This is a genomic window from Mycobacterium sp. D16R24 (assembly GCF_002013385.1).
In the GTDB taxonomy this organism is placed as follows: Bacteria; Actinomycetota; Actinomycetes; order Mycobacteriales; family Mycobacteriaceae; genus Mycobacterium.
Window position 1 is genome coordinate 19,168 of the sequence record NZ_MAEV01000018.1, and the last position, 24,831, is coordinate 43,998.

Annotated in this window: 28 protein-coding genes and 1 pseudogene; 22 read left to right on the forward strand and 7 right to left on the reverse strand. The window is 64.7% G+C overall.

What is annotated here, in order from left to right:
* Position 1 precedes the first annotated feature (1 nt).
* From B4383_RS16255 to B4383_RS16265, 3 genes are all read right to left on the reverse strand, one after another.
* On the reverse strand, positions 2-433 hold the full coding sequence (locus tag B4383_RS16255) for a PPOX class F420-dependent oxidoreductase (protein WP_078287889.1): 432 nt from the start codon (positions 431-433) through the stop codon (positions 2-4).
* A gap of 133 nt (positions 434-566) precedes the next feature.
* Positions 567-878, reverse strand: coding sequence for a hypothetical protein (locus B4383_RS16260; RefSeq protein WP_078287890.1), 312 nt, complete (start codon positions 876-878; stop codon positions 567-569).
* A 234-nt stretch (positions 879-1,112) separates the two neighbouring features.
* The gene (locus tag B4383_RS16265) at positions 1,113-1,610 is read right to left on the reverse strand and encodes a DUF1990 domain-containing protein (RefSeq protein ID WP_078288202.1); all 498 of its coding nucleotides are present in this window, start codon (positions 1,608-1,610) and stop codon (positions 1,113-1,115) included.
* A 19-nt stretch (positions 1,611-1,629) separates the two neighbouring features.
* Between B4383_RS16265 and B4383_RS16270 the strand changes: the two genes are divergently transcribed.
* Complete coding sequence (locus tag B4383_RS16270) at positions 1,630-2,259, forward strand: PaaI family thioesterase (RefSeq protein ID WP_078287891.1); 630 nt, start codon at positions 1,630-1,632, stop codon at positions 2,257-2,259.
* On the forward strand, positions 2,256-2,669 hold the full coding sequence (locus B4383_RS16275; protein ID WP_078287892.1) for a TIGR02611 family protein: 414 nt from the start codon (positions 2,256-2,258) through the stop codon (positions 2,667-2,669). The genes B4383_RS16270 and B4383_RS16275 overlap by 4 nt, the downstream gene beginning before the upstream one ends.
* Here B4383_RS16275 and B4383_RS16280 read toward each other — a convergent pair.
* Entirely contained in the window at positions 2,652-3,386 is a 735-nt protein-coding gene (locus B4383_RS16280) for a DJ-1/PfpI family protein (RefSeq protein WP_078288203.1), read from the reverse strand. The two genes, B4383_RS16275 and B4383_RS16280, sit on opposite strands and share 18 nt — an antisense overlap.
* A gap of 92 nt (positions 3,387-3,478) precedes the next feature.
* Between B4383_RS16280 and B4383_RS16285 the strand changes: the two genes are divergently transcribed.
* The 10 genes from B4383_RS16285 (at position 3,479) to pdxT (ending at position 13,456) form a co-directional block, all read left to right on the forward strand.
* Positions 3,479-4,489, forward strand: a complete 1,011-nt coding sequence (locus B4383_RS16285) for a helix-turn-helix domain-containing protein (RefSeq protein WP_078287893.1) — start codon at positions 3,479-3,481, stop codon at positions 4,487-4,489.
* 92 nt (positions 4,490-4,581) lie between these two features.
* On the forward strand, positions 4,582-6,636 hold the full coding sequence (gene thrS, locus B4383_RS16290) for a threonine--tRNA ligase (protein WP_078287894.1): 2,055 nt from the start codon (positions 4,582-4,584) through the stop codon (positions 6,634-6,636).
* Positions 6,629-7,177 carry an HIT domain-containing protein gene (locus B4383_RS16295; protein WP_078287895.1) on the forward strand — a complete coding sequence of 183 codons (549 nt, stop codon included), beginning with the start codon at positions 6,629-6,631 and terminating at the stop codon, positions 7,175-7,177. The genes thrS and B4383_RS16295 overlap by 8 nt, the downstream gene beginning before the upstream one ends.
* Positions 7,178-7,196: 19 nt before the next feature.
* Positions 7,197-7,859, forward strand: a complete 663-nt coding sequence (gene pgsA / locus B4383_RS16300; protein ID WP_078287896.1) for a phosphatidylinositol phosphate synthase — start codon at positions 7,197-7,199, stop codon at positions 7,857-7,859.
* Complete coding sequence (locus B4383_RS16305) at positions 7,856-8,869, forward strand: phosphatidylinositol mannoside acyltransferase (protein ID WP_078287897.1); 1,014 nt, start codon at positions 7,856-7,858, stop codon at positions 8,867-8,869. Before pgsA ends, B4383_RS16305 begins: the two co-directional genes overlap by 4 nt.
* On the forward strand, positions 8,869-9,996 hold the full coding sequence (locus B4383_RS16310; RefSeq protein WP_078287898.1) for a glycosyltransferase family 4 protein: 1,128 nt from the start codon (positions 8,869-8,871) through the stop codon (positions 9,994-9,996). Before B4383_RS16305 ends, B4383_RS16310 begins: the two co-directional genes overlap by 1 nt.
* Positions 9,993-11,015: an NUDIX domain-containing protein gene (locus tag B4383_RS16315; protein ID WP_078287899.1), complete on the forward strand. Its 1,023-nt coding sequence runs from the start codon at positions 9,993-9,995 to the stop codon at positions 11,013-11,015. The genes B4383_RS16310 and B4383_RS16315 overlap by 4 nt, the downstream gene beginning before the upstream one ends.
* An 84-nt stretch (positions 11,016-11,099) precedes the next feature.
* A complete protein-coding gene (gene pdxS, locus B4383_RS16320; RefSeq protein ID WP_078287900.1) occupies positions 11,100-12,014 on the forward strand; it encodes a pyridoxal 5'-phosphate synthase lyase subunit PdxS in 915 nt (304 codons plus the stop codon).
* A 9-nt stretch (positions 12,015-12,023) separates the two neighbouring features.
* Positions 12,024-12,878, forward strand: coding sequence for an acyl-CoA thioesterase II (locus B4383_RS16325; protein WP_078287901.1), 855 nt, complete (start codon positions 12,024-12,026; stop codon positions 12,876-12,878).
* A complete protein-coding gene (pdxT, locus tag B4383_RS16330) occupies positions 12,875-13,456 on the forward strand; it encodes a pyridoxal 5'-phosphate synthase glutaminase subunit PdxT (RefSeq protein ID WP_078287902.1) in 582 nt (193 codons plus the stop codon). Before B4383_RS16325 ends, pdxT begins: the two co-directional genes overlap by 4 nt.
* 15 nt (positions 13,457-13,471) lie before the next feature.
* On the opposite strand, the gene B4383_RS16335 is transcribed toward pdxT, so the two are convergent.
* Positions 13,472-13,999 (reverse strand): hypothetical protein, encoded by a 528-nt coding sequence (locus B4383_RS16335; RefSeq protein ID WP_078288204.1) that lies wholly within the window; start codon positions 13,997-13,999, stop codon positions 13,472-13,474.
* A gap of 120 nt (positions 14,000-14,119) precedes the next feature.
* Here B4383_RS16335 and B4383_RS16340 point away from each other — a divergent pair, with 120 nt between their 5' ends.
* Positions 14,120-14,875, forward strand: a complete 756-nt coding sequence (locus B4383_RS16340; protein WP_078288205.1) for a YebC/PmpR family DNA-binding transcriptional regulator — start codon at positions 14,120-14,122, stop codon at positions 14,873-14,875.
* Here B4383_RS16340 and B4383_RS16345 read toward each other — a convergent pair.
* A complete protein-coding gene (locus tag B4383_RS16345; RefSeq protein WP_139360824.1) occupies positions 14,821-15,432 on the reverse strand; it encodes a phosphatase PAP2 family protein in 612 nt (203 codons plus the stop codon). The genes B4383_RS16340 and B4383_RS16345 overlap by 55 nt on opposite strands.
* Positions 15,433-15,604: 172 nt before the next feature.
* On the opposite strand from B4383_RS16345, the pseudogene B4383_RS16350 reads away from it, so the two are divergent.
* A pseudogene (locus B4383_RS16350) lies at positions 15,605-16,066 on the forward strand (methyltransferase); the annotation flags it as partial.
* An 89-nt stretch (positions 16,067-16,155) separates the two neighbouring features.
* Here B4383_RS16350 and B4383_RS16355 read toward each other — a convergent pair.
* Complete coding sequence (locus B4383_RS16355; protein WP_078287904.1) at positions 16,156-16,728, reverse strand: TetR family transcriptional regulator; 573 nt, start codon at positions 16,726-16,728, stop codon at positions 16,156-16,158.
* Positions 16,729-16,848: 120 nt separating this feature from the next.
* On the opposite strand from B4383_RS16355, the gene ruvC reads away from it, so the two are divergent.
* The 8 genes from ruvC to B4383_RS16395 all read left to right on the forward strand — a co-directional run bounded on the left by ruvC (position 16,849) and on the right by B4383_RS16395 (position 24,824).
* The gene (gene ruvC, locus B4383_RS16360; RefSeq protein WP_078287905.1) at positions 16,849-17,406 is read left to right on the forward strand and encodes a crossover junction endodeoxyribonuclease RuvC; all 558 of its coding nucleotides are present in this window, start codon (positions 16,849-16,851) and stop codon (positions 17,404-17,406) included.
* Positions 17,403-18,008 (forward strand): Holliday junction branch migration protein RuvA, encoded by a 606-nt coding sequence (gene ruvA, locus B4383_RS16365; RefSeq protein ID WP_078287906.1) that lies wholly within the window; start codon positions 17,403-17,405, stop codon positions 18,006-18,008. The genes ruvC and ruvA overlap by 4 nt, the downstream gene beginning before the upstream one ends.
* A 53-nt stretch (positions 18,009-18,061) precedes the next feature.
* Positions 18,062-19,075: a Holliday junction branch migration DNA helicase RuvB gene (ruvB, locus tag B4383_RS16370; protein WP_078288207.1), complete on the forward strand. Its 1,014-nt coding sequence runs from the start codon at positions 18,062-18,064 to the stop codon at positions 19,073-19,075.
* Positions 19,076-19,224: 149 nt separating this feature from the next.
* On the forward strand, positions 19,225-19,563 hold the full coding sequence (gene yajC, locus B4383_RS16375; protein ID WP_078287907.1) for a preprotein translocase subunit YajC: 339 nt from the start codon (positions 19,225-19,227) through the stop codon (positions 19,561-19,563).
* Positions 19,564-19,631: 68 nt separating this feature from the next.
* A complete protein-coding gene (secD, locus tag B4383_RS16380; RefSeq protein WP_078287908.1) occupies positions 19,632-21,380 on the forward strand; it encodes a protein translocase subunit SecD in 1,749 nt (582 codons plus the stop codon).
* Positions 21,381-21,397: 17 nt separating this feature from the next.
* Complete coding sequence (secF, locus tag B4383_RS16385) at positions 21,398-22,618, forward strand: protein translocase subunit SecF (RefSeq protein WP_217697788.1); 1,221 nt, start codon at positions 21,398-21,400, stop codon at positions 22,616-22,618.
* Positions 22,618-24,294, forward strand: a complete 1,677-nt coding sequence (locus B4383_RS16390; protein WP_078287910.1) for an ABC transporter substrate-binding protein — start codon at positions 22,618-22,620, stop codon at positions 24,292-24,294. Before secF ends, B4383_RS16390 begins: the two co-directional genes overlap by 1 nt.
* On the forward strand, positions 24,291-24,824 hold the full coding sequence (locus B4383_RS16395; protein WP_078287911.1) for an adenine phosphoribosyltransferase: 534 nt from the start codon (positions 24,291-24,293) through the stop codon (positions 24,822-24,824). The genes B4383_RS16390 and B4383_RS16395 overlap by 4 nt, the downstream gene beginning before the upstream one ends.
* Positions 24,825-24,831 lie beyond the last annotated feature (7 nt).

Sequence of the window (24,831 nt, forward strand, 5' to 3'; positions counted from 1 at the left end):
GTCAGGGTTGTGGTGCCCAGGGTCCTTGGCCGCCAACCGACTCGATGCGGACGCGGGTCAGAAATCCCTCCGGTGAGTTGGGTGGCGGGAAGTGCTCGTTGGATCCCAGCAGCGCGGTGGCCAACTGCTTGAGGAGCTCCGGTGCGCCGCCTTCGACCACCCGCGCGGAACCGGTGACGGACAGGTATTGGCGCTGCTGCCCGGGTTGGCTGGGGGTCAGGATGGTCAGGGCGACGTGGGGATCGCGCCGAATGTTGCGCAGCTTCTTGTAATTGCCCGACAGATGGGCCGCCACCAGCTCATCGCCCTCGGGCGTGGATTGCAGGGCAACCCAGACGACGGATACCTGAGGGGTGCCGTCGGGGTTAATGGTGACGAGCGTGGCGTCAGCACCCGCTCCGATGAGTGCGCGCGCGGTGTCGTGGAGTTCCATGTGTGATGTCTACGCCGTTGCGGCCGGTTTCATTCCCGCAATGGCGGGACGCACTGGCGTGGAGGCGCGATACGTCCTGAGACGGCGGTGCCCGGCCGACAACGTTGTCAACCGGGCGCCGTGTCGAAATGTATTACTGCAGAACAGTTGTGGTGTTGGTGCCGAAGGGAACCTGTGGGTTTGTGCCCAGCGGAGTGCGCGGGTTGGCGCCCTCATGGGTGGGCTCGTGGAATCCGCGGTCATACAGATTGGTACCGGGCTGTGTGCAGGCTCCGCCGACGCGCGGTGCGCCGCCGGCGCAGGCGGTGCGGCAACTGTGGTTGTACGGCGTCTCTCCTGAGGCACACACCGGGAGATCCGCGGCCGCCACCGGGGCGAGGTACATCGCGGCCGAGGCGCCCAGGGCCCCGGCGAACAACGCGATGCGACTGGGCAGTGAAAACATGGGGTTCAGAGCTCCTAACAAAGCATGAATCTGAGTTGAACCACAGGTTACCTATCATAACGATTCTAACGCTCCGAATGTTTGCTAGATGCCGCGCAATGAGTTTTGATTGCACGCAAATACCAGTTGACACGCGGATGGTTCGACACGCGAAGGGGTAGCTACTGAAACTATCCAGCTAACCCGTAGGTTACCGGGGGAGGGTTATATCGCGAACGGTTGACCGCGCGGCGCTCAGAGTGCGCGCAGATATCGCTGAGTTACCACTCGCTGTAGCTGTTTGACTACCAGGTTGCCCATCCGGACCCACCAGTACGAAGGCTTCGAGAAGGCTGTGATCTCCACGGATACAACATCATTGGACGGATCAAGGCGCACGATGAAGACCTCTTCGCCGGTTTCGGGGTGGCCGCGAAGAGTGCCGTAAGCGAAACCGCGCCGATTCGGCTCGTCCACCACGTACACGATGCGGCACAACGCCCAGAACGGCCACAGGTGTGTTGCCACGTTGACGCCCTCGGCGGCCTGTGGTGCAGACGTCTGCACCGGCAGCCCGATCCCGCGTTGGATACCGAACCGCATCAGGCTCGCGGCAGCCTCCTCGAACCGTGCTCTACCCGTCCCGAGCTGCCGTGATTCGCGTACGTGGTGATATCCGGCGGGCAGCTCACCGGCCGTCGCGCCGATCTCGGGGTAGGTGAACGGGAGCTGGCTCAGCTGTGCAATATCCACCCCAATAACGTAGGTGAGCATGACCACCGAGGAAGCAGTAACCGCGCACGAGGGAGGCGGATTCAACCCGCCCGATCCCACCCTCAAGGGCGGCCCGGACTACGGCCGTTTCATCGACGCGTTGCGAACCCTGCAGGACCGCGCCCGCGCTGCCCTGCCGCCCGATGAGATGGTCACCACGCTGGCCGACCAGCTCGACGTGATGAACGAGCTGCTGGCTCCGTACGAGGTTTCGGAATGGGACTCGCCGTCGGGAAGGCGCACCGATCTCCCGCTGCGCGGAAACATCCTGCTGGTCCCGATGACGATCGACAGCTTTGATGGCGGAGTGCTTAGGGGCACAGCTACTTTCGGTCGCTATCACCTGGGGCGAAACGGTGCCGTGCACGGCGGATGCCTTGGGCTGCTCTTCGACACCATTATCGGAACCGGCACGATGCTGCTGACCGACCTGCGTAAGTTGCGCACCGCATACCTGAACATCAACTACCGCAAGGTCACGCCGATCGAGAAGGAGCTGCAGTACGACTGCACTCTGGATCGAGTCGAGGGGCGCAAGGTGTTCCTGACCAGCAGATTGCTCGACGGCGACAATGTGCTCGCCGAAGCCGACGCGCTTTTCGTGAAGCTCAATCCCGGCCAGCCGTGAACAGGGCCACCCGCAGATGGGCCCGGTGGCGTGACACCGTGCGGGATCGGCCGGCGCTCGACATCGTCTACCGCGTGGTGGTCGCCGTCATCGGTCTAGTGGTGCTTGGTGTGGGCATCATCGCCATCCCGTATCCAGGACCCGGCTGGGCGATCGTGTTCCTCGGTCTGGCCATTCTTGCCACCGAATTCTCTTGGGCCGCAAAACTTCTCCACGCAGTGCGGGGCCGATACGACAGATTCATGGCCTGGTTCTCCACCCAGCCGCAATGGGTGCGGTGGATCGGGGTGCTGTTCACCGCGGCCTTAGTGGTGGCGACGCTGTGGGTACTGGGCGCGCTCGGCTGGGTCGCCGCGCTGCTCGGGATTGAGGCGCCCTGGCTGAAGAGCCCGCTAGGGCTTGGCAGCTGACCTACTCCGTACCCGGTCGATAACGTTCGCCCACATCACTTTTGAGCCCGCCACGAGCTCCGCGCCGGCATCGCGCGCTGAGATCATGCCCTTCATCATCCGTGCCGCGTCTGCCTTGTTGCGGGCGGAGGCCTTGCTCATGTGGCCCGTATCGAAGGGCGGCTGCGGGTCGTACTCGATGCACAGTTGCGTGGCCTCGGCGCGTGGCCGTCCGGCGATCTCACCGACGAGCCATAGCCCAAGATCGAGTCCCGCCGATACTCCCGCGGCGGTGATCACCTTGCCGTCGCGGACGATGCGCTTGTCCCGCTGAGGATTCGCACCGAAGGTGGAGAGCACCCGCTGTCCGGCCCAGTGGCAGGTGGCGTCCTTACCCCGCAGGATTCCGGCGGCGCCGAGAATGAGCGACCCACTGCACACCGACGCGGTCCACGTCGTGGTCTGATGTGCCCGCCGGAGCCAGTTCAGTACGCCCTCGTCGGCGGCGGTGCTCATGGTGGCCGGTATCGAACCCCCGACCAGGACGACGTCGGGTGCCGCTGTTTCCTCGAAGGAATGCGTCGCGCCGAGCGCCAGTACACCGCTGTCGGTCACTATCGGGCCAGGCTCGTGCCACACGAATCGAAGCTCGGCGTCGGGTAGCCCCCGGAGCATTTCGTACGGACCTATCGCGTCGAGTGCCGTCATGCCCGGGTACGCCAGGATCGCTATCTGCATGACTGCCATGGTTGTGGTGTCGTTCCGGGAGCAGAAGTGGCCAGATAGACACCATTCGACGAGATATTGCCAATGAGAGTTAGGCTGACGGCATGCACTCCGTGCCGTCGGGTCGTTCGGGCCAGCCTCACTCCGCACCTTCGTGTCGCTCGGACAAGCCTCACTCCGTCGTCGTTCTTGCGCTTCCAGACACCATCGGGTTCGACCTGGCCACCGCGGTGGAGGTGTTCCGGCGTGTGCACCTCGCCGACGGCACCCGGCCTTACCGGGTGCGGGTGTGCGGGACCGCGCCGATCGTCTCCGCCGGACCGTTTGGCATCGCGACAGATATTGGCCTGGAAGCTTTTTCGGAGGCTGACACGATCGTGGTCCCGGCACGCAACGACGTGACGGCTCCCATGCCAGACGGTGTCGTCGAGGCACTGCAGGACGCCCACAGCCGCGGTGTGCGCATCGCCTCCATCTGTGCGGGCGCCTTCACCCTCGCTGCCGCCGGGATCCTCGACGGCAAGCGCGCCACGACTCACTGGATGGCCGCTGACCTGTTCCGGCAGATGTTCCCGGCGGTGCGCCTGGACGCCGATGTCCTCTACATCGACGAGGGACAGGTGCTCACGTCGGCGGGCGCGGCGGCGGGATTGGACCTGTGTCTGTACATCGTGGCGCGCGACCATGGGGCAGCGGTCGCAGCCGAGGCCGCACGGGTGGCGGTTACCCCGCTGCACCGCGACGGTGGCCAAGCGCAGTACGTGATCAGGAACCGTCAGCGCACCGAGGCCGGCCTCGGGGAGGTCCTGGCGTGGATCGAGCAGAACGCGCACCGCGAGCTGTCCCTGGAGGACCTCGCGGACCAGGCTTCCACCAGCGTGCGCAGCCTCAACCGGCGGTTTCGTGCCGAAACCGGGCAGACGCCCATGCAATGGCTGACCGGTGCGCGGGTCCGTCATGCCCAGCAGTTGTTGGAAGGTTCCGCGGACTCGGTGGAGTGGATCGGGCGCGAGGTGGGGTTCGGTTCACCTGCGAATTTCCGGGAGCAGTTCCGCCGGCTCACCGGGGTCTCACCGCTCGCTTACCGGAATACGTTCCGGGCTCGATCGGCCTGAGCGCTCGCGGCGCCCATCAGGCTGGGAAGGCGCTGGTGCGGACCGATAGCATGAGTTCGCAAACCCCCCGTCTCTGAATTGGAGAACTGCTGATGACTGCGCCCAACCCGTCTTCCCTTGTGGCCCCAATCCGGGTGCCGGCCGGGACGACGGCGGGGACCGCGGTACGCGAGGCCGGTCTGCCGGGCAAGGGCGACGAGGCCATTGTTGTCGTGCGCGTGGACGGTGCCTTGAAGGATTTGTCTTGGACCCCGGAGACCGATACCGACGTGGAGCCCGTCGCGGCCAACACCGAGGACGGTCGCAGCGTCATCCGCCACTCGGCCGCGCACGTATTGGCCCAGGCTGTGCAAGACCTCTTCCCGAAGGCCAAACTCGGTATCGGCCCGCCGATCACCGATGGCTTCTACTACGACTTCGGGATCGATCACGCCTTCACTCCCGAGGATCTGGCTGCCCTCGAGAAGAAGATGAAGCAGATCATCAAGGAGGGGCAACGCTTTTCACGCCGGGTCTACGGCTCGGTGGAAGAGGCTCAGGCCGAGTTGGCCAATGAGCCGTTCAAGCTTGAGCTGGTCTCCGATAAATCGGGTGCCGACGACCCCGAAGTCATGGAGGTCGGTGGCGACGAACTATCCGCCTACGACAACCTGAATCCTCGTACCGGGGAACGGGAATGGTTCGACCTGTGTCGGGGCCCGCACATTCCCACCACCAAGCACATCCCGGCGTTCCGGCTGACCCGAAGCTCGGCGGCCTACTGGCGTGGCAATCAGGCCAATGCCAGCATGCAGCGCGTCTATGGCACCGCCTGGGAGTCCCAGGAAGCCCTCGACAAACATCTCGAACTGCTGGAAGAGGCACTGCGACGCGACCACCGCAAGCTCGGTGTGGAGCTCGACCTGTTCAGCTTCCCCGACGAAATCGGTTCCGGCCTTCCGGTTTTCCACCCCAAGGGTGGCATCATCCGCAAGGAGCTGGAGGACTACTCGCGCGCCAAGCACTCGGCCGCCGGGTATGAATTCGTCAACACCCCGCACATCACCAAGGAGAACCTGTACCAGACCTCCGGGCACCTGGACTGGTACTCCGACGGCATGTTCCCCCCGATGCAGATCGACGCCGAGCTCAACGACGACGGCACCGTGCGCAAGCCCGGCCAGAACTACTACCTCAAGCCCATGAACTGCCCGATGCACCATCTGATCTACCGGGCCCGGGGCCGTTCATACCGTGAACTGCCGTTGCGGCTCTTCGAATTCGGATCGGTGTACCGGTACGAGAAATCCGGCGTGGTGCATGGCCTGACCCGCGTGCGCGGTATGACGCAGGACGACGCGCATATCTACACCACCCGCGAGCAGATGCACGAGGAGCTGACCTCCCTGCTGCGGTTCGTGCTGGACCTGCTGTCCGACTACGGGCTCGACGACTTCTACCTGGAACTGTCCACCAAGGACGATACGAAGTTCGTTGGTTCTGACGAGGTCTGGGACGAGTCCACCAAGACCTTGGAGCAGGTGGCGCGCGATTCCGGCCTGCAGCTCGTCCCCGACCCGGGTGGCGCGGCCTTCTACGGCCCCAAGATCTCGGTGCAGGCCAAGGATGCGCTGGGCAGGTCCTGGCAGATGTCGACCATTCAGCTCGACTTCAACATGCCCGAGCGCTTCGAGCTGGAGTACACGGCCGCCGACGGAACGCGCCAGCGCCCGGTACTCATCCACCGCGCGCTGTTCGGGTCCATCGAGCGATTCTTCGGCGTGCTCACCGAGCACTATGCGGGCGCCTTCCCGGTCTGGCTGTCCCCGGTGCAGGCCGTCGGCATCCCGATCGCCGATGCCCACGCGCCGTACCTGAGTGACATTGTCGCGCAGCTCAGATCGCAGGGTATTCGGGCGGAGGTCGATACCAGCGATGACCGGATGAACAAGAAGATCGTCAACCACACCAACCAGCGGGTGCCGTTCCTGCTGCTGGCGGGTGACCGTGATGTGGAGGCGGGCGCCGTGAGCTTCCGTTTCCGGGACCGCACTCAGGTCAACGGAGTGCCCCGCGATGAGGCCGTCGCCGCCATCATTGACTGGGTGAACAGACGCGAGAACATCTCTCCCACCGCCGAACTCATGAAGTTGGGAACCCGTGACTGACGAGGACTCGACCATCACCGATCGGGGAGTGGGTGACCCCGACCATCTGCAGCGGCTGTGGACGCCGCACCGGATGACGTATCTCGTCGAGGCGGTGAAATCAACTGGGGCGGAGTCCGCTCCGTTCACCGACATCCCCGAAATGGCCGATGAAGACGGGTTGGTGGTTGCCCGCGGGGATCATGTGTACGCGGTGCTCAATCTGTACCCGTACAACCCGGGACACCTCATGGTGGTGCCCTACCGGCAGGTCGCCGAGCTCGAAGACCTCACCGAGGATGAGAGCCGCGAGCTGATGGCGTTCACCCAGAAGGCGATTCGGGTGATCAAGAAGGTATCCCGTCCGCACGGTTTCAACGTGGGGCTGAACCTGGGCACCGCCGCAGGCGGATCGCTGGCCGAGCACTTGCACCAGCATGTGGTGCCGCGCTGGGGTGGCGACGCCAACTTCATCACCATCATCGGTGACTCCAAGGTGTTACCGCAGCTGCTGCGGGACACCCGCGAACTACTCGCCAGTGCCTGGGAGCAACTGCCATGACCGGCATGGAGCAATCACGATGAGCGCCATCCTGTCCCGTGAGACGTTCGCGAAGATCCTCAATCCGTTGGCCAACGCGGTGTTGCGTGCGGGATTCACCCCCGACACGGTCACCATCTTCGGGACCGCGGCGACAGTTGTCGCGGCGCTCACCTTGTTTCCGACGGGCCACCTGTTCTGGGGCGGCATTGCGGTCGCGCTGTTCACAATGTTCGACATGCTCGACGGGGCGATGGCACGGGCCCGCGGTGGTGGCACCCGATTCGGCGCGGTGCTCGACGCCACATGTGATCGCGTGGCCGATGGCGCGGTGTTCGCAGGATTACTCTGGTGGGTCGCGTTCGGTTGGGGATCAACATCTTTGGTTGTCGCCACCCTGATCTGCATGATCACCTCACAGGTGATCTCGTATGTGAAGGCGCGGGCCGAGGCCTCCGGATTGCGTGCCGACGGTGGGCTGATCGAACGCCCCGAACGGCTCATCATCGTGCTCGCCGGAGCGGTTTTCAGCGGCGGTTTCGGAGTGCAGTGGCCGCTAAATACGGCGATGTGGGTACTGGCGATCGCGAGCCTGGTGACGGTGGCCCAACGGATACATGCGGTGCGCACGTCTCCGGGTGCTGCTGATCTGTTGCCCAATTCCGATGCCGGACAGGACACTGCGGAGAAGAATCAGTCATGAGTGTGTGGGGCGATCGCGCCGCCGATTGGGGCTATGCCGCCGGCTGGAACTTGACGCAGGTGACACCGGATCTACTTGCTCGAGCCATATTCGACGTCGGTGCCATGGTCGGTGCTCGCAACGGCGGGCCCGAGCAACTGCGCAAGAACCTCGCCCGGGTGCTCGGCGTGCATCCCCGTGAGGTGCCCGACCGGCTGATGATCGACTCGATGCGTTCCTACGCCCGGTACTGGCGCGAAGCGTTCCGTCTGCCCTCTCAGAACATGGAGCGTCTTGCCGGCCGCCTGGACAGCTGCGCATTCGGACGTCGGAATATCGACGCTTCCCAGGAGCAGGGCAAGGGCACAGTGATCGCCCTGCCGCACAGCGGTAACTGGGACATGGCCGGTGTCTGGCTGGCCCAGACCTACGGCACCTTCACCACCGTCGCGGAGCGTCTGAAACCCGAGTCGCTGTACCGCCGGTTTCTGGACTACCGGGAAACCCTTGGCTTCGAAGTGCTTGCCTCCAGCGGTGACTCCACCGGGCCCTACGAGACCCTGGCGGCGCGGTTGCGGGAAAATCGTGTCGTCTGCCTGATGGCCGACCGCGACCTGAGCCGCAACGGTGTACCCGTCGATTTCTTTGGCTCGGAGGCGCGGATGCCGGCTGGGCCAGCGCGCCTGGCGATCGACACCGGAGCGCGCCTGCTACCGGCGCACTGTTGGTTCGATCCACATGGTCAATGGGGAGTACGCATCCAGGAGCCCATCGACACGTCAGCGGGCGATGTCGCAGTGGCCACGCAGGCCCTCGCCAATGAATTCGCCACCAACATCGCCGCGCGCCCGGCGGACTGGCATATGTTGCAACCCTTATGGCTTGACGACCTGTCCGAAGAACGTCGTACCAGGCTGCGGACGACGCGGGCACAATCGGCTGCCGCCGAGACGCCGGCGGCCGGCCGGGAAGCGGATGTTGATGATCGGGTAGCCCCCCGGGAGACGGACCCCGTTGGCGGGCAGGCGTAATGCGCATCGGGATGGTCTGCCCGTACTCCTTTGATGTACCGGGCGGCGTCCAGTCCCATGTGGTGCAGTTGGCGGAAGTCATGAGAGATCGCGGCCACCACGTCAGTCTGCTCGCGCCGTCCTCCTCGGACCTGGAGCTGCCCGAGTTCGTGGTCTCCGGCGGCAAGGCGGTTCCGATTCCGTACAACGGCTCGGTGGCACGGCTGCGATTCGGTCCGGCCACCTACGCCAAGACCAGACGCTGGCTGGTTGACGGCGACTTCGATGTGCTGCACCTGCATGAGCCGAACGCGCCGAGCCTGTCCATGTTGGCGCTCATGGTTGCCGAGGGTCCGATCGTCGCTACCTTTCACACCTCCACGACGAAGTCGTTGACGCTGAGCGTCTTCCAGGCGGTGCTGCGCCCTTGGCACGAGAAGATCGTCGGCCGGATCGCAGTCTCCGAGCTGGCCCGGCGCTGGCAGATGGAGGCGCTTGGATCTGATGCAGTCGAGATTCCCAACGGCGTCGACGTCCGATCGTTTTCCGGGGCACCCATGCTGGAGGGCTACCCGCGCGCGGGTAAGACGGTGCTGTTCCTGGGGCGCTACGACGAGTCGCGCAAGGGCATGGACGTGTTGATGGGCGCCCTACCGAAGATCGCGGCCAGCTTCTCCGATGTGGAGATCCTGATCGTCGGTCGTGGAGACGAGACCGAACTACGTTCGCAGGCAGGACCATTGGCGAAACATCTGCGGTTCCTCGGTCAGGTGGACGACGCCACCAAGGCCTCGGCGATGCACAGCGCCGACGTCTACTGCGCGCCCAATATCGGCGGCGAGAGCTTCGGCATCGTGTTGGTGGAGGCGATGGCGGCCGGGACCGCAGTGGTCGCGAGCTCGCTGGACGCCTTCCGGCGCGTGCTCCTGGATGGCAAGGCGGGCCGGTTGACGCCCACCGGCGACTCGGATGCCTTGGCGGCCGCCATCATCGACGTGCTCGGCGACGATGAGGGCCGGGCAGAGCTGGTCGCGGCGGGCACCGACGCGGTCCAGCGATACGACTGGTCAGTGGTCGCGCAGCAGATCATGCTTGTCTACGAGACCGTCACCGCCTCCGGCGCCCGGGTGAAGGTCGACAGTTGGTGACCTTCTCGGCGTTGACCGTCATCGTCATCGCCCTCATCGGCACGCTGGTCGCGCTGGGCCTGCTGTGGGCTTACCTGGTGGCTAACCGGTTGGACCGGCTGCATGTGCGTAGCGACCTGTCCTGGCAGTCCCTTGATGCCGCGCTGGCTCGCCGCGCCGTCGTCGCGCGGGCGGTGGGCGATGCGCTCAAGGACGATCAACTCATCAAACTCGCCGCGAAAGCCGAGCGTGCCGATCGTGACCGCCGCGAGTACGCGGAGAACCAGCTGGCCTCGGCGTTGTCCACCGTCGACGCGGAGCGGTTGCGCCCCGCGCTGGTGGCCGAGCTCGCTGATGCGGAGACGCGGGTGCTGATCGCGCGGCGCTTCCACAACGACGCCGTGCGCGACACCCTGGCCCTGCGGGTGCGTCGTCCGGTGCGTTGGCTGCGGCTGGGCGGAACTGCCCCGATGCCAACGTATTTCGAAATCATCGACCGCCAGGGTGCAGGCACCGAGGATCCGGCACTGGCCAACTTCCGCACCTCGGCACGGATCATCCTGCTGGACGAGGATGGGCGGGTACTGCTGCTGCGCGGCTTCGATCCCGCTGCGCCGAGCCCCGCGGTGCACTGGTGGTTCACCGTCGGCGGCCAGACCTTGCCGGGGGAGAAGCTGTGCGACGGCGCGGTACGTGAGCTGGTCGAGGAGACCGGATTATCGGTTCCCTCTGGGCGGATCGTGGGCCCGCTGTGGCGTCGGGTTGCCGTCTTCGACTTCAACGGCACCACCATCCGCTCCGAGGAATTGTTCTTCGTGCACCGCACCAAGAGGTTCGAACCGGCGACCGACGGCCGCACCAATCTGGAGCAGCGCTACATCACCGGACACCGGTGGTGCGATGCCGAAGAGATCGCCGCACTCACGGCCTCGGGGGAGCAGGTGTTCCCGAATCAGCTGGGAGAGCTGCTCGGGGAGGCCGCCGCGGCCGCGGACGCCGTTACTACCGGTGGGCGTCGCGAGCCAATCCAGATCGGGTGAGCCCGGTCACGAACCTCCCGCACAAAATCGCTGGTGCGGCGGCATTAGACTGGTCTGAGAACCCGAACATTCAGGAGCCCCCAGTTGACTAGCACGACCAATGGAACGTCACCCGAGACCGGAACCGGTACCGCTCGCGTCAAGCGCGGTATGGCCGAGATGCTCAAGGGCGGCGTCATCATGGACGTTGTCACCGCCGATCAGGCGAAGATCGCAGAAGATGCCGGCGCCGTCGCCGTGATGGCGCTGGAGCGCGTCCCCGCCGACATCCGTGCCCAGGGTGGCGTGTCCCGCATGAGTGATCCGGACATGATCGACGGCATCATCAACGCCGTCAGCGTTCCCGTGATGGCCAAGGCCCGCATCGGACATTTCGTCGAGGCGCAGATCCTGCAGAGCCTCGGCGTGGACTACATCGACGAGTCGGAGGTGCTGACCCCCGCCGACTACGCCAACCACATCGACAAGTGGAAGTTCACCGTGCCGTTCGTGTGCGGTGCTACCAACCTGGGCGAGGCGCTGCGCCGCATCACCGAGGGTGCGGCGATGATCCGCTCCAAAGGCGAGGCCGGCACCGGCGATGTGTCCAACGCGACCACGCACATGCGCAAGATTGGTGGCGAGATCCGTCGGCTCACGTCGCTGTCCGAGGACGAGTTGTACGTCGCCGCAAAGGAACTGCAGGCGCCCTACGAGCTCGTAGTCGAGGTCGCTCGCGCCGGCAAGCTCCCGGTCACGCTGTTCACCGCAGGCGGTATCGCCACTCCGGCCGACGCCGCGATGATGATGCAACTGGGTGCCGAGGGCGTGTTCGTCGGCTCCGGAATCTTCAAGTCGGGCAACCCCGAGCAGCGGGCCGCGGCGATCGTGAAGGCCACCACCTTCTACGACGACCCGGACGTGCTCGCCAAGGTGTCGCGCGGTCTGGGTGAGGCAATGGTCGGCATCAACGTGGAGGACATCGCGCAGCCGCATCGGCTCGCCGAGCGCGGCTGGTAAAACCATCTGATGGCCGATATCGAAGAGATCCTGACGCTCGAACAGCTCGAAAAGGACATCTTCCGAGGCAACGTGACCCCCAGCAGCCTGCGCCGTACCTTCGGCGGACAGGTTGCCGGGCAGTCGTTGGTCTCGGCGGTACGCACCGTGGAGCCGCACTACCTGGTCCACTCCCTGCACGGGTACTTCCTGCGACCCGGAAATCCCAACGAGCCCACGGTGTTTCTCGTCGACCGGGTGCGTGACGGCCGCTCGTTCGCGACCCGTCGCGTGACCGCGATCCAGGGTGGGCAGGCAATCTTCACCATGTCGGCGTCATTTCAGACCCTGGATACCGGCATCGAACATCAGGATCTGATGCCACCGGTGCCCGCACCCGAAGACCTGCCGGATGTGCAGGACGAGGAGGGGTCGTTCAGCCACGATCTGTTCCGGCAGTTCGCCGAATGGGACATCCGGATCGTTCCCGACGAGTTGATGGATCGGAATCCTCGGCTGGCCGCACAGCAGCGGGTGTGGTTCCGCTGCCGCAAGCACCTTCCCGACGACCCGGTGCTGCACATCTGTGCGCTGGCCTACATGAGCGACCTGACGCTCTTGAGTTCTTCCAAGGTGCCGCACCGGGACGCCGTGCTGCAGACAGCATCCCTGGATCACGCGCTGTGGTTCCTGCGGCCATTCCGTGCCGATGAATGGCTGCTGTACGACGAGACATCGCCGTCGGCCGGATACGGACGGGCGCTGACTCAGGGCCGGATCTTCGATCGCGAGGGCCGGATGGTCGCGGCGGTGGTGCAAGAAGGTCTGACCCGGTACGAGCGCAACCCAGACGAGGCGTCGATCGCCAAGGGGAACATGGCGTGAGCCCGCTGGTAGGCGTGCTGGCATTGCAGGGTGATGTCAGGGAACATATTGTCGCCCTGAAAGATTCGGGTGCCGACGCGCTCGGTGTGCGTCGTCCCGAGGAACTCTCCAAGGTGGACGGGTTGGTCATCCCTGGCGGGGAGTCCACGACGATGAGCAACTTGCTGCGCGTGTTCGAGCTGCTGGATCCACTCTCCGAACGCCTGCGGGACGGGCTGCCGGTCTACGGCTCGTGCGCCGGCATGATCCTGCTCGCCGGCGAGATACTCGACACCCGTCCTGATGCGGTGGTGCTCGGTGCCATCGATATGACAGTGCGGCGCAATGCTTTCGGGCGCCAGGTGGACTCATTCGAGGGTGATCTGGATTTCGCCGGGCTTGACGGTGCACTGCATGCGGTGTTCATCAGGGCACCGTGGGTGGAACGGGTGGGCGCCGACGTCGAGGTGCTGGCCGTTGCGCAGGGGCATCCGGTCGCGGTGCGGCAGGGGAGTGCGTTGGCGACGTCGTTTCACCCCGAAGTCACCGGTGACCGGCGGGTCCATCAGCTGTTCGTCGACATGGTGCGCGCGTCCTGAGGACGCACGCGGCGCTCACCAGCGCAGCATGGGCATCGGCCGCAGCGGGTGCTTGAGCGTCCACTTTCCGGCTGTTCGCACCAAGAATCCGTGAAAACCGCCGTACGGCAATGCCTCTACGACCTCGCGCACATCGGCGCGTTCCAGGCCGGTCCAGGCGTAGAGCCCATGGAAGGCGTCGATCCGGTCACCCAATCGGAATGTCTCGACCCATAGATCGTCCGCTGACCTGAGCTTGTGATGATCGGCCACCATCGTCGTGGTGCGACCGGGGTCGTCGATTCCAAACTCCGGTGCCAGCTGCTCGGCGAGGGCCACCGACGGATCGAGGTAGTCCCAGGTGCCGGCCGTCCAGATGCCGATATCGTGCGTCGCCCACGCCAACGCGATCTCGGGTGGTGCCGTCGTCATGCCGAGAAGACGCAGCTGGTAGTTCATGCCTCGATACAGGTGATTGCGGTAATCGGTGAGGCTGTCGCCGATGGTCGACGCGTACCGGTCCAGAATCGCATCGACTATCGGATCTTCTACCAGGACAGTCATGCGGTTCACCCTATGTTCCTGGCACTGGCCCCGCTATCCAGTGGCCACCTGCGCTGCGCGAGTACACTCGGGCAGCGCAAAGATAAGACGGAACGTCAAGAGAAAGCGGTACAGGGGTACATGAGCGGCCATTCCAAGTGGGCCACCACCAAGCACCAGAAGGCCGTGAAAGACGCGCGCCGTGGCAAAGAGTTCGCCAAGCTGATCAAGAACATCGAGGTCGCCGCACGTACCGGTGGCGGAGATCCGGCGGGCAACCCGACGCTCTACGACGCCATCCAGAAGGCCAAGAAGACGTCGGTGCCCAACGACAACATCGAGCGGGCCCGCAAGCGCGGCGCCGGCGAAGAGGCTGGCGGTGCCGATTGGCAGACCATCATGTACGAGGGCTACGGCCCCAATGGTGTTGCTGTGCTTGTCGAATGCTTGACCGATAACCGCAACCGCGCCGCCGGTGAGGTCCGGGTTGCGATGACCCGTAACGGTGGCAACATGGCCGACCCGGGTTCGGTGTCCTACCTGTTCTCCCGCAAGGGCATGGTCACCCTCGAGAAGGGGAACCTGGCGGAGGACGACGTGCTGACGGCCGTGCTGGAGGCGGGTGCCGAGGAGGTCAACGACCTCGGCGAGAGCTTCGAAGTCGTCTCCGAGCCCACCGACCTGGTCGCCGTGCGTCAGGCGCTGCAGGCCGCCGGTATCGACTACGACTCGGCGGAAGCGAGCTTTCAGCCCTCGGTGACCGTTCCGGCCGACGTCGAAACGGCTCGCAAGGTGTTCAAGCTGGTCGACGCGCTCGAGGACAGTGACGACGTGCAGAACGTCTACACCAATGTGGACCTGTCCGATGAGGTGCTGGCCGAGCTCGCCGAGGACTGACCGGCGGCCCAGAAGGCCAACGTCACCACCGCGGTGGTGACCAGCACCGCACCGATGGTGTCGGTGAGATAGTGATATCCACAGGCGACTTGGCCTAGCAGCCCGAGCGTGCTGACGATCCCGGCCACGATGTATGCCCATAGGGCTCCACCGGCGACCAGCACCAGCATCCCCATGACGGCCACCACGAAAGTGGTGTGGCCGCTGGGGTAGGCGAGGTAGCCGCCCTTCTCGCGACCAACGAGCATCTTGGTGCCCTGGGTGGTCCAATTCGCCACGAAGGGGCAGACGAGCACCACCGCTGCGACCCGCCAACGGCGCCGATACAGCTCGAACCCGACGCACACCACGAGCACCGGGACGAGAAAGACCCAGTCGGTGAAGAACAGCAGCCAGCGTGGCTGCACTCCCAGTACGAGCTGCGTCCTGTCGAAAAACCAGGCGTCGAACGGCGTTGAACCCTTACCGACGGAGAATCCGAGCACCAGCATCGCGATGACGCCGAGGGGCGGCCACCACTGAATCGTCTTTTCGCTGGGCAGTTTTCCGACAGACACGCCGACGACAGTAATCGGCGGAGGACGTCGACCCCGAATCGTGCTGGATGTCGGGAATCAAACGTCACTGAGCGGCGTTACTGTGATGTCAACGACTGTTGGTCAACAAGTGTTGACACCAATGTCAAGTGGGCGTACATCTAAGACATCCACGAGTGATGGGAGGCCGGTCATGGCCACACAAACAGTCGTCCCGGCGCCTGAATCGACAAGCCTGTGGCGCACAGCGCGCGCCGTTCTCGCGCTGCCGTTCACCATGACGGTCCTGATTCCGCTGGTGATTCTTTACGGATCGGGCATTCAGGTGCCTTCATGGTTATCCGATGAGCTGTCGATGACGGCGACGGTGGTCGGGACCTTGCTGGTCGCTGCTGGCCTGTTCCTCGTGACCCGGACCGTCATGCTCTTTCACCAGATGGGCAAGGGGTCCCTGGCGCCCTTCGACCCTCCGGTTCATCTTGTGGTGCGCGGCCCGTACCGGTATGTACGTAACCCGATGATCACCGGTGTCGTCGGGCTTCTGTTGGGTGAGGCATTCGCGCTGAACTCTGTCGCCTTGCTGGTCTATGCGGCCGTTTTCGTGACCATCAACGCCGTGTACTTTCCGCTGGTCGAGGAGCGCGGCTTGTTGAAGCGATTCGGCCGCGACTACGCCGAGTACTCGCAGCATGTGCCTCGGTGGGTGCCGCGGCTGCGTCCGTGGACGCAGCCAGAGGGCGCGCGTTAAGGCGCCTCGCAGTCACAGTCGCAGTCCAGGTAGGCCTGGATCGTCGGCGCTATCAGCTCGATGATCTGTTCGTGTGCCATCGCGGGAACGTTCCCGAGGCGAATGACGTAACGGCACATCGCCAAACCGATCATTTGGGTACCGATGAGTGCCGCGCGTTCCATGGCGCGATCCGCGGTCAATGATTCGATGACCGGAACCATCTGGCAGCTGAAAATCTCCTCCATGCGTGCCCGCGCGGACTCGTGGGACACGGCAGCCCGCAGCAACGCGACCATGGTGTCGTCGGCTTCCCATTGGGTGAGGAAGTGCTGGACCAAGGTCGCTCCGAGCTGATCCCGCGGAATCTCGGCCAATTCCTCGGGGAAATGTATGTCGAAGTTGGCCGCGGCGGTGAACAGCTTGGCTTTGTTGCCGTAGTACCGCATGACCAGGGATGGGTCGATGCCTGCGGTCGCTGCGATGGCTCGTATGGTTGCCTTCTCGTACCCGACACCGGCGAAGTGCTCCTGGGCGGCCTCGAGGATCGCCGCACGGGTGGCGTCCGATCGCCGAGGTTCGGTAGACATGCGCTGAGCTTAAGCCAACGGGTGTTGACATTTGCAGAGCCCTCGCGTGTTGCTATGCCCAATGGGCGAGACCCCTCGATATGCTGATCGAACAACTGTTCTACGGCAAGGGGCTGGCACGTGCGAGTAATGGGAGTCGATCCGGGGCTTACCCGGTGCGGCCTGTCCATGGTAGAGGCATCCTCGGGTCGCAAGGTGGTGGCCCTGGATGTCGATGTCGTGCGCACTCCAGCCAACCAGCCTCTGCCGCAACGACTTCTAGCGATCAGCGAGGTCGTCGAACACTGGATGGACACCCATCGTCCCGATGTGGTCGCCGTAGAGCGCGTCTTCGCCCAGCAGAATGTGTCCACCGTGATGGGTACCGCCCAGGCCGGCGGAGTGATCGCCCTCTCGGCGGCAAAACGGGGGATCGAGGTCTATTTCCACACCCCCTCGGAGGTCAAGGCCGCCGTCACCGGCAACGGCCGGGCAGATAAATCCCAGGTGACCGCAATGGTCACCCGCATCCTGAACCTGCAGACGGCGCCGAAGCCCGCGGACGCCGCCGATGCCTTGGCCCTGGCAATCTGTCACTGCTGGCGTGCGCCCATGCTGGCGAGAATGGCGAAGGCGGAAGCCGCGGCGGAGAAACAGCGGAAGGCCTTTGCGGCCCGGATGAAAGCGGTAGCCCGATGATTGCTTCGGTCAATGGCGAGGTCATCGACATCGCGCTCGATCATGTGGTGATCGAGGCCGCCGGGGTCGGATATCGCGTCAACGCCACCCCGGCCACACTGTCGACGCTACGGCGCGGTGCTCAGGTGCGGCTGATCACCGCGATGATCGTCCGCGAAGACTCGATGACGTTGTACGGCTTCACCGACACCGATGCCCGCGATCTGTTCCTGACGCTGCTCGGTGTCTCCGGTGTAGGACCCAAGATCGCGATGGCCACGCTCGCGGTCTACGACGCGCCGACCTTGCGCCAGGCGTTGGCAGATGGCGATGTCAACGCGCTGACCCGGGTTCCCGGGATCGGTAAGCGTGGCGCCGAGCGGTTGGTGCTGGAACTGCGCGAAAAGGTGGCGGCAGCAGGGGTGCAGGGCGGAACCACCGAGCTGGGTCGCGGCACCGCGTCGCTGGTGCGCACACAGGTCGTCGAGGCGCTCATCGGCCTCGGGTTTGCCGCGAAGCAAGCCGAACAGACCACAGATACCGTGCTGGCTCAAGATGATTCCGACGGAGACACCTCGACTGTGTTGCGGTCGGCGCTGACGCTACTGGGCAAGACACGATGACCAGCTTCGACGAGTTCGACGGCGAAGAGGACGATTTCGATGCCGGCCCCGGGATGTCCGGCGCGCTCACGGTCGGCGAAAACGACATCGACGCCGGGCTCAGACCCAAGTCGCTGCGGGAGTTCATCGGCCAGCCACGGGTGCGTGAGCAGCTGGAGCTCGTGTTGTCCGGCGCGAAGAATCGCGGCAGCACCCCGGATCACATCCTGTTGTCCGGACCGCCCGGGCTCGGCAAGACCTCCCTGGCGATGATCATCGCCACCGAGTTGGGCTCCTCACTGCGGGTGACCTCGGGTCCGGCCCTGGAACGAGCGGGTGACCTGGCGGCGATGCTGAGCAACCTCGTGGAACACGATGTGCTCTTCATCGATGAGATTCATCGCATCGCCCGGCCCGCCGAGGAAATGCTGTATCTGGCGATGGAGGACTTTCGCGTCGACATCGTCGTCGGCAAGGGGCCCGGCGCCACCTCGATCCCTCTGGAAGTGGCGCCGTTCACGCTGGTCGGCGCGACCACCCGTTCGGGGTCGCTGACCGGGCCGCTGCGCGACCGGTTCGGGTTCACCGCACACATGGACTTCTACGAGCCCGACGAACTCGAGCTCGTGCTGGCCCGATCGGCGGGAATCCTCGGTATCGAGCTGGGAGTCGACGCGGGGGCGGAGATCGCCCGGCGCTCGCGCGGCACCCCGCGCATCGCCAACCGATTGTTGCGCCGGGTCCGTGACTACGCGGAAGTACGTGCGGACGGCGTGATCACCGTGGACGTCGCCAAGTCCGCCCTGGCCGTCTACGACGTGGACGAGCTGGGGCTGGATCGCCTGGACCGGGCGGTGCTCACGGCGCTGACACGCAGTTTCGGCGGCGGCCCGGTGGGCTTGTCGACGCTGGCAGTGGCGGTCGCGGAGGAATCGACCACGGTGGAAGAGGTATGCGAGCCGTTCCTGGTGCGCGCCGGGATGCTGGCCCGCACGCCGCGCGGACGTGTGGCGACATCGCTGGCGTGGACGCATCTGGGTCTTACCCCGCCGCCGCAAGTGCTGGGGCAGGGCGGGCTATTCGACTGACAGCACGCTTGAGTCCAGGACGCGCAGGTCCGGGGTTCGCGTCGATTCCACAGAGTCGGATGGCACACTGGTGACTTGTCGCGTGCTCGTTTCACGCAGACCGTGCTTGAACTCGTGAAGACCCAACGGAAAGAATCCCGAAAGCCGCCATGGAATCGATCATCGTCTTTTTGCCGCTCATCCTCGTTATGGGTGCGTTCCTCTTCTTCGCGAACCGGCGGCAGCGCAAGGCCCTCGACGCCACCATCGAGCTGCACGACTCCCTGGCGATCGGCGACCGGGTGCACACCACCTCTGGTCTGCAGGCCACCATCGCCGCAGTAACCGACGACACCGTGGACCTCGAGATCGCGCCGGGTGTTGTGACTCGCTGGATGAAGCTCGCAGTCCGCGACAAGATCGTTGATGAGGCCGAGGACACCGATGACACCGCTGAGGAGGCGTCGCGCGACGTCGAGAGCACCGGGGTCGAGCTGACCAAGGAGTAGCGGCTTTCGCCTTTGCTCAACCCTGAACTCCTCCCGACCCGCCCTCGACAAGCAAGGAGACCGGACACGTGGCCTCGCCATCGGCCCCTGTGCATCCCGCGCGTTATCTAGCTGCCTTCCTGGTGTTGCTGATCGGCGCCTATCTGCTGGTGTTTCTGACCGGCGACAAGCACGCCAAGCCCAAGCTCGGTATCGACCTGCAGGGCGGAACCCGCGTCACCCTGACAGCACGCACCCCTGACGGTTCCAAGCCGACGAAGGAAGCGTTGACGCAGGCGCAGGAGATCATCAACGCTCGCGTCAACGGACTCGGTGTCTCCGGATCCGAGGTCATCATCGACGGTGACAACCTCGTCATCACCGTGCCCGGCAACGACGGCAGCGAGGCCCGAAACCTCGGCCAGACCGCCAAGCTCTACATCCGGCCCGTCGTCCAGATGGTGCCTGCGCAGCCCAAGGAGAATCCCCAGGCCGGGGCACCTCAGGGCGGCCAGCCCGGCGCTGGGCAAGAGGCGACGCCCCCGGAGCCCGGCGCAGGAAAGCCGGCACCGGCCGCACCCTCGCCGAAACCGCAGCCGCGGCCCTATCCGGCGCAAACCACCACGCCACCGCCGCCACCACCACCTACTCCGGCGACGCAGCCCGCGACGCCGCCTGCCGCTCCTGCCACCGATCTGCCGCCGAAGCCGGGCAGCGGTGAGGAACGTAAGCAGCTGATCGACTTCGAGAAGCAGATCAGGCAGAGCGACGACCCGCGGATTCAGATGCTGGCCCTTCAGGTTCAGGCATCCCGCTGCTATGACGCCGATGACCCGCTCGCCGGTAACGACGACCCGAACCTGCCGTTGGTCACCTGTGGTGATGACAGCCAAGGCGGCAAAGCCGCTTACCTGCTGGACAAGGCGATCATCAGCGGCGAGGAGATCAAGGACGCCAGCTCGGGACTCGACCAGCAGCGCGGCATCTATGTGGTCAGCATGGAATTCAAGCCGACTGGCGCCAAGGTCTGGGCGGAATACACCTCTGCGCATTGGCAGCAGGGCACCCAAACCGCGTTCACACTGGACTCCAAGGTGATCAGTGCACCGGCCATCCGTGAACCGATTCCCGGCGGTAAGACCGAGATCAGCGGACAGTTCACCTCCGACTCGGCCAAGCAGCTCGCGGCGGCGCTCAAGTACGGCTCGCTGCCGCTGTCCTTCGAGTCCTCGGATGCCCAAACTGTTTCGGCGACACTCGGATTGACATCTTTGAAGGCCGGCTTGATTGCGGGCGCCATCGGTTTGGCGATCGTGCTGCTCTACTCGCTGCTCTACTACCGCGTACTCGGTGTGCTCACCGCGCTGTCTCTGGTGGCCTCTGGAGCCATGGTCTTCGCGATCCTGGTGCTGCTGGGCAGATACATCTCGTACACGCTGGACCTGGCGGGTATCGCCGGTCTGATCATCGGTATCGGCACCACCGCGGACTCCTTCGTGGTGTTCTTCGAACGCATCAAAGATGAGATACGAGAAGGTCGTTCGTACCGTTCGGCGGTGCCGCGCGGTTGGGCACGCGCCCGTAAGACGATCCTTTCCGGCAACGCGGTCACTCTGCTGGCCGCCGTGGTGCTCTACATCCTGGCCATCGGGCAGGTGAAGGGCTTCGCGTTCACCCTCGGACTGACCACCGTCCTCGACGTCGTGGTGGTGTTCTTGGTGACGTGGCCGCTTGTCTACCTGTCCTCGAAGTCCGCCACCCTCTCCAAGCCCGTGTACAACGGGCTCGGCGCGGTTCAGCAGATTGCCCGCGAACGTAAGGCGGCAGCACACGCATGAGCACCAGTAACGACACGGTGAGCAACGACAACGGCACCGACAAGAGCGCCGCGAAGGAAGTCACGTCCACGGCGGTCGAGACCACCAGTGCGGCACCGGAACACGGATTCCTCTATCGCCTGTACACCGGAACCGGCGCCGTCGACGTCGTCGGCAAGCGCACGTTGTGGTTCGGGATCAGTGGCGCCTTCATGGTCGTCGCGATCCTCTCGATCGCGATCAAGGGATTCGTCTTCGGTATCGACTTCGAGGGCGGCACCAAGGTGTGGTTCCCGAAGGGTGAGGCGACCGTTCAGCAGACCGAGGACGTCTTCAGTCAGACGCTCGGCCACGACGCGGAATCGATCGTGGTCACCGGAACCGGCGACTCGGCCTCGATTCAGATTCGTACCGAGAAGCTCGACAGCGATCAGTCCGCGAAGCTTCACAAGGCGCTCTTCGACAGGTTTGGACCCAAGGGGGCTGACGGCAAGCCCTCTATCAATGCCATCAGCGACTCGGACGTATCCGAGACCTGGGGCGGACAGATCACCCACAAGGCGATTCTCGCGCTCATCGTGTTCCTGGTGCTGGCCGGCATCTACATCGCTGTGCGCTATGAGCGGTACATGGCGCTGGCCGCATTGGCCGCGCTGGTCTTCGACCTGGTGATTACCGCGGGTGTGTACTCACTGGTGGGCTTCGAGGTCACCCCGGCGACTGTGATTGGTCTGCTCACCATCCTCGGATTCTCCTTGTACGACACCGTAATCGTGTTCGACAAGGTCGAGGAGAACACGCACGGGTTCCAGCACACCTCGCGACGCACCTTCGCCGAACATGCCAACCTGGCCGTGAACCAGACCTTCATGCGCTCGATCAACACCAGCCTCATCTCGGTGATCCCGGTGCTCTCGCTCATCGTGGTGGCGATCTGGCTGCTGGGTGTAGGCACGCTGAAGGACCTTGCGCTGGTTCAGCTTGTCGGCATTCTGGTGGGCACGTACTCGTCGATCTTCTTCGCGACCCCGCTGCTGGTGGCATTGCGTGAGCGCACGGAGCTGGTGGCGAGCCATACCAAGAAGGTGCTGAGTCGCCGCAAGCCCGACGCCGCACCCCTGGCAGACACCGGTTCGGGAGCCAAGGCCGTCAAGGCGGCGACATCGGAAGCATCCGATGCCACCACAACCGGGGTACGTCCCGCGAAACCCAAGCCCGGCGCCCGCCCTCAAGGTAAGCGAAACGTTCGGCGGCGCTGATGGTTTCACGAGGCCCAGCATGGACCGGGGGAAGACGGATCGCGCGAATCGGCGCCGCCGTGACCACGATGCTGCTCGCGGCGGGGTTGCTGACCTCGTGTTGGACCTCGGCGGCGAAAACGCTCGACTATGCCGTCGATGGCCGCTTGACGACGTACAACGTCAACAGTGTCGCGGGGAACGCCTCGGCCGGGGCGCAGGCATTCAATCGGGTGCTCACTGGGTTCGGCTTCCACGGACCTGACGGCCAGGTCATCGCGGACCACGACTTCGGCACCGTCGAGGTCGTCGGCCGTATTCCGCTGGTGCTCGACTACACCATCAATGAGAAGGCCGTCTACTCCGACGGCAAGCCGGTGACCTGTGAAGACATGGTGCTGGCCTGGTTTGCGCAATCCGGCAGGCTGCCCGATTTTGACGCAGCCAGCACGGCGGGATACGCCGATATCTCCACCATCGATTGCAAGTCGGGGCAGAAGACCGCGCGGGTCACCTTCGCACCGGATCGCGCCTTCACCGACTGGACCCAGTTGTTCGCCGCCACCACGATGTTGCCGTGGCATGTGGTCGCCGACAAGGTCGGTGGCGGTATCGACCTGATCGGTGCCATCGCCGCCAACGACGTTCCGGCGCTGCAGAAGATCGCCGATTTTTGGAACGACAAGTGGAACCTCGGCTCCGATCTGGATCTCTCGAAGTTCCCGTCCTCGGGGCCGTACAAGCTCGACGGGTACAACGACGACGGATCGGTCGTGCTGGTCGCCAATGACAAGTGGTGGGGGAGCCCGCCGGTGACCAAGCGGGTCACGGTGTGGCCCAGCGGGATTGATGTGCAAAAACGGCTGTCCGATGGCGATCTGGAGGTTGTCGATGTCGCCGCCGGATCGGCCGGGACTCTCACCGCCCCTGACGGATTCGCACGCACCGAGGAACCCGGTTCGGGGGTGGAGCAACTCATCTTCGGTGCCGGAGGTTCGGTTGGGGCTCCCGATGTGCGCCGTGCCGTCGCCCTGTGCACGCCGCGCGATGCCATTGCGGGAATCGCCGGCGTGCCGGTGATGAACGCCCGGCTGGATACCAGCATCGGAGACTCGTTCGCCTCGGTGGAGGCCGCCGCTGAGGCGGGACGGTTCATGCGTTCGGATCCCGTCGCGGCCCGTGCCGCAGTCGCTAACCGTCCGCTGACTGTCCGGGTGGGGTATCAGGCGCCCAACCCGCGCCGTGCGGCCATTGTGTCCGCCATGGCGCAGGCATGCGAAGCCGCCGGGATCACCGTGCAGGACGTCAGTTCGCCCGAGGTTGGGCCACACTCGTTGCGGGACAATCAGATTGATGCGCTCCTCAGCTCGATCGGCGGAGCCCCCGGAAGCGGGTCAACCGGTTCGTGGCTCATGGATGCGTACGCCCTGCGATCACGTGAAGGCAAGAATCCGGCGAACTACGCCAACGGTCAGATCGACGGGATTATCGCGGCGCTGGCGGTGACCACCAACGCTAGGGACCAGAGCCGGCTGCTCGGCGACGCGTCAGCAATCCTGTGGAACGACCTGCCGACGCTGCCGCTGTATCGGCAGCCACGCGTGCTGATCGCACCGAAGTCGATGTATGCCGCCACGCCGACGGTTACCCGGTGGGGTGCCGGCTGGAATATGGATCGTTGGGTGTTGCCGGCGTGACATCTGCGGACGCTGTCACAGCGCTCATCGACAGGCTGACTCGTAAGGTCCCCGACTTTCCCGAGCCCGGGGTGCAGTTCAAGGACTTGACGCCGCTATTCGCGGACGCCGAGGGCTTGTCACGGGTCACCGATGCGTTGGGGGAGGCGGCAGCAGGGGCCACGCTGATCGCGGGGATCGATGCGCGTGGCTTCCTGTTGGGGGCCGCTGTGGCGATCCGTCTCGGCGTAGGTGTGCTGGCCGTGCGCAAGGCGGGAAAGCTGCCACCACCCGTGCATGCTCAGACCTATCAACTCGAGTACGGCACCGCGGCGTTGGAGATTCCTGCCGATGGAGTGGATCTGACCGGTCATCGGGTGGCGGTCATCGACGATGTGCTGGCCACCGGAGGAACACTGGCGGCAACCATCAAACTCTTGCGCGCCGCGGGTGCGGACGTGATCAGCGCCGGTGTAGTTCTTGAACTGTCGGGTCTGGGCGGCCGTGCGGCCGTGGCGCCACTGCCATTAACTGCGCTGCGTGTGATCTGAGGGATAA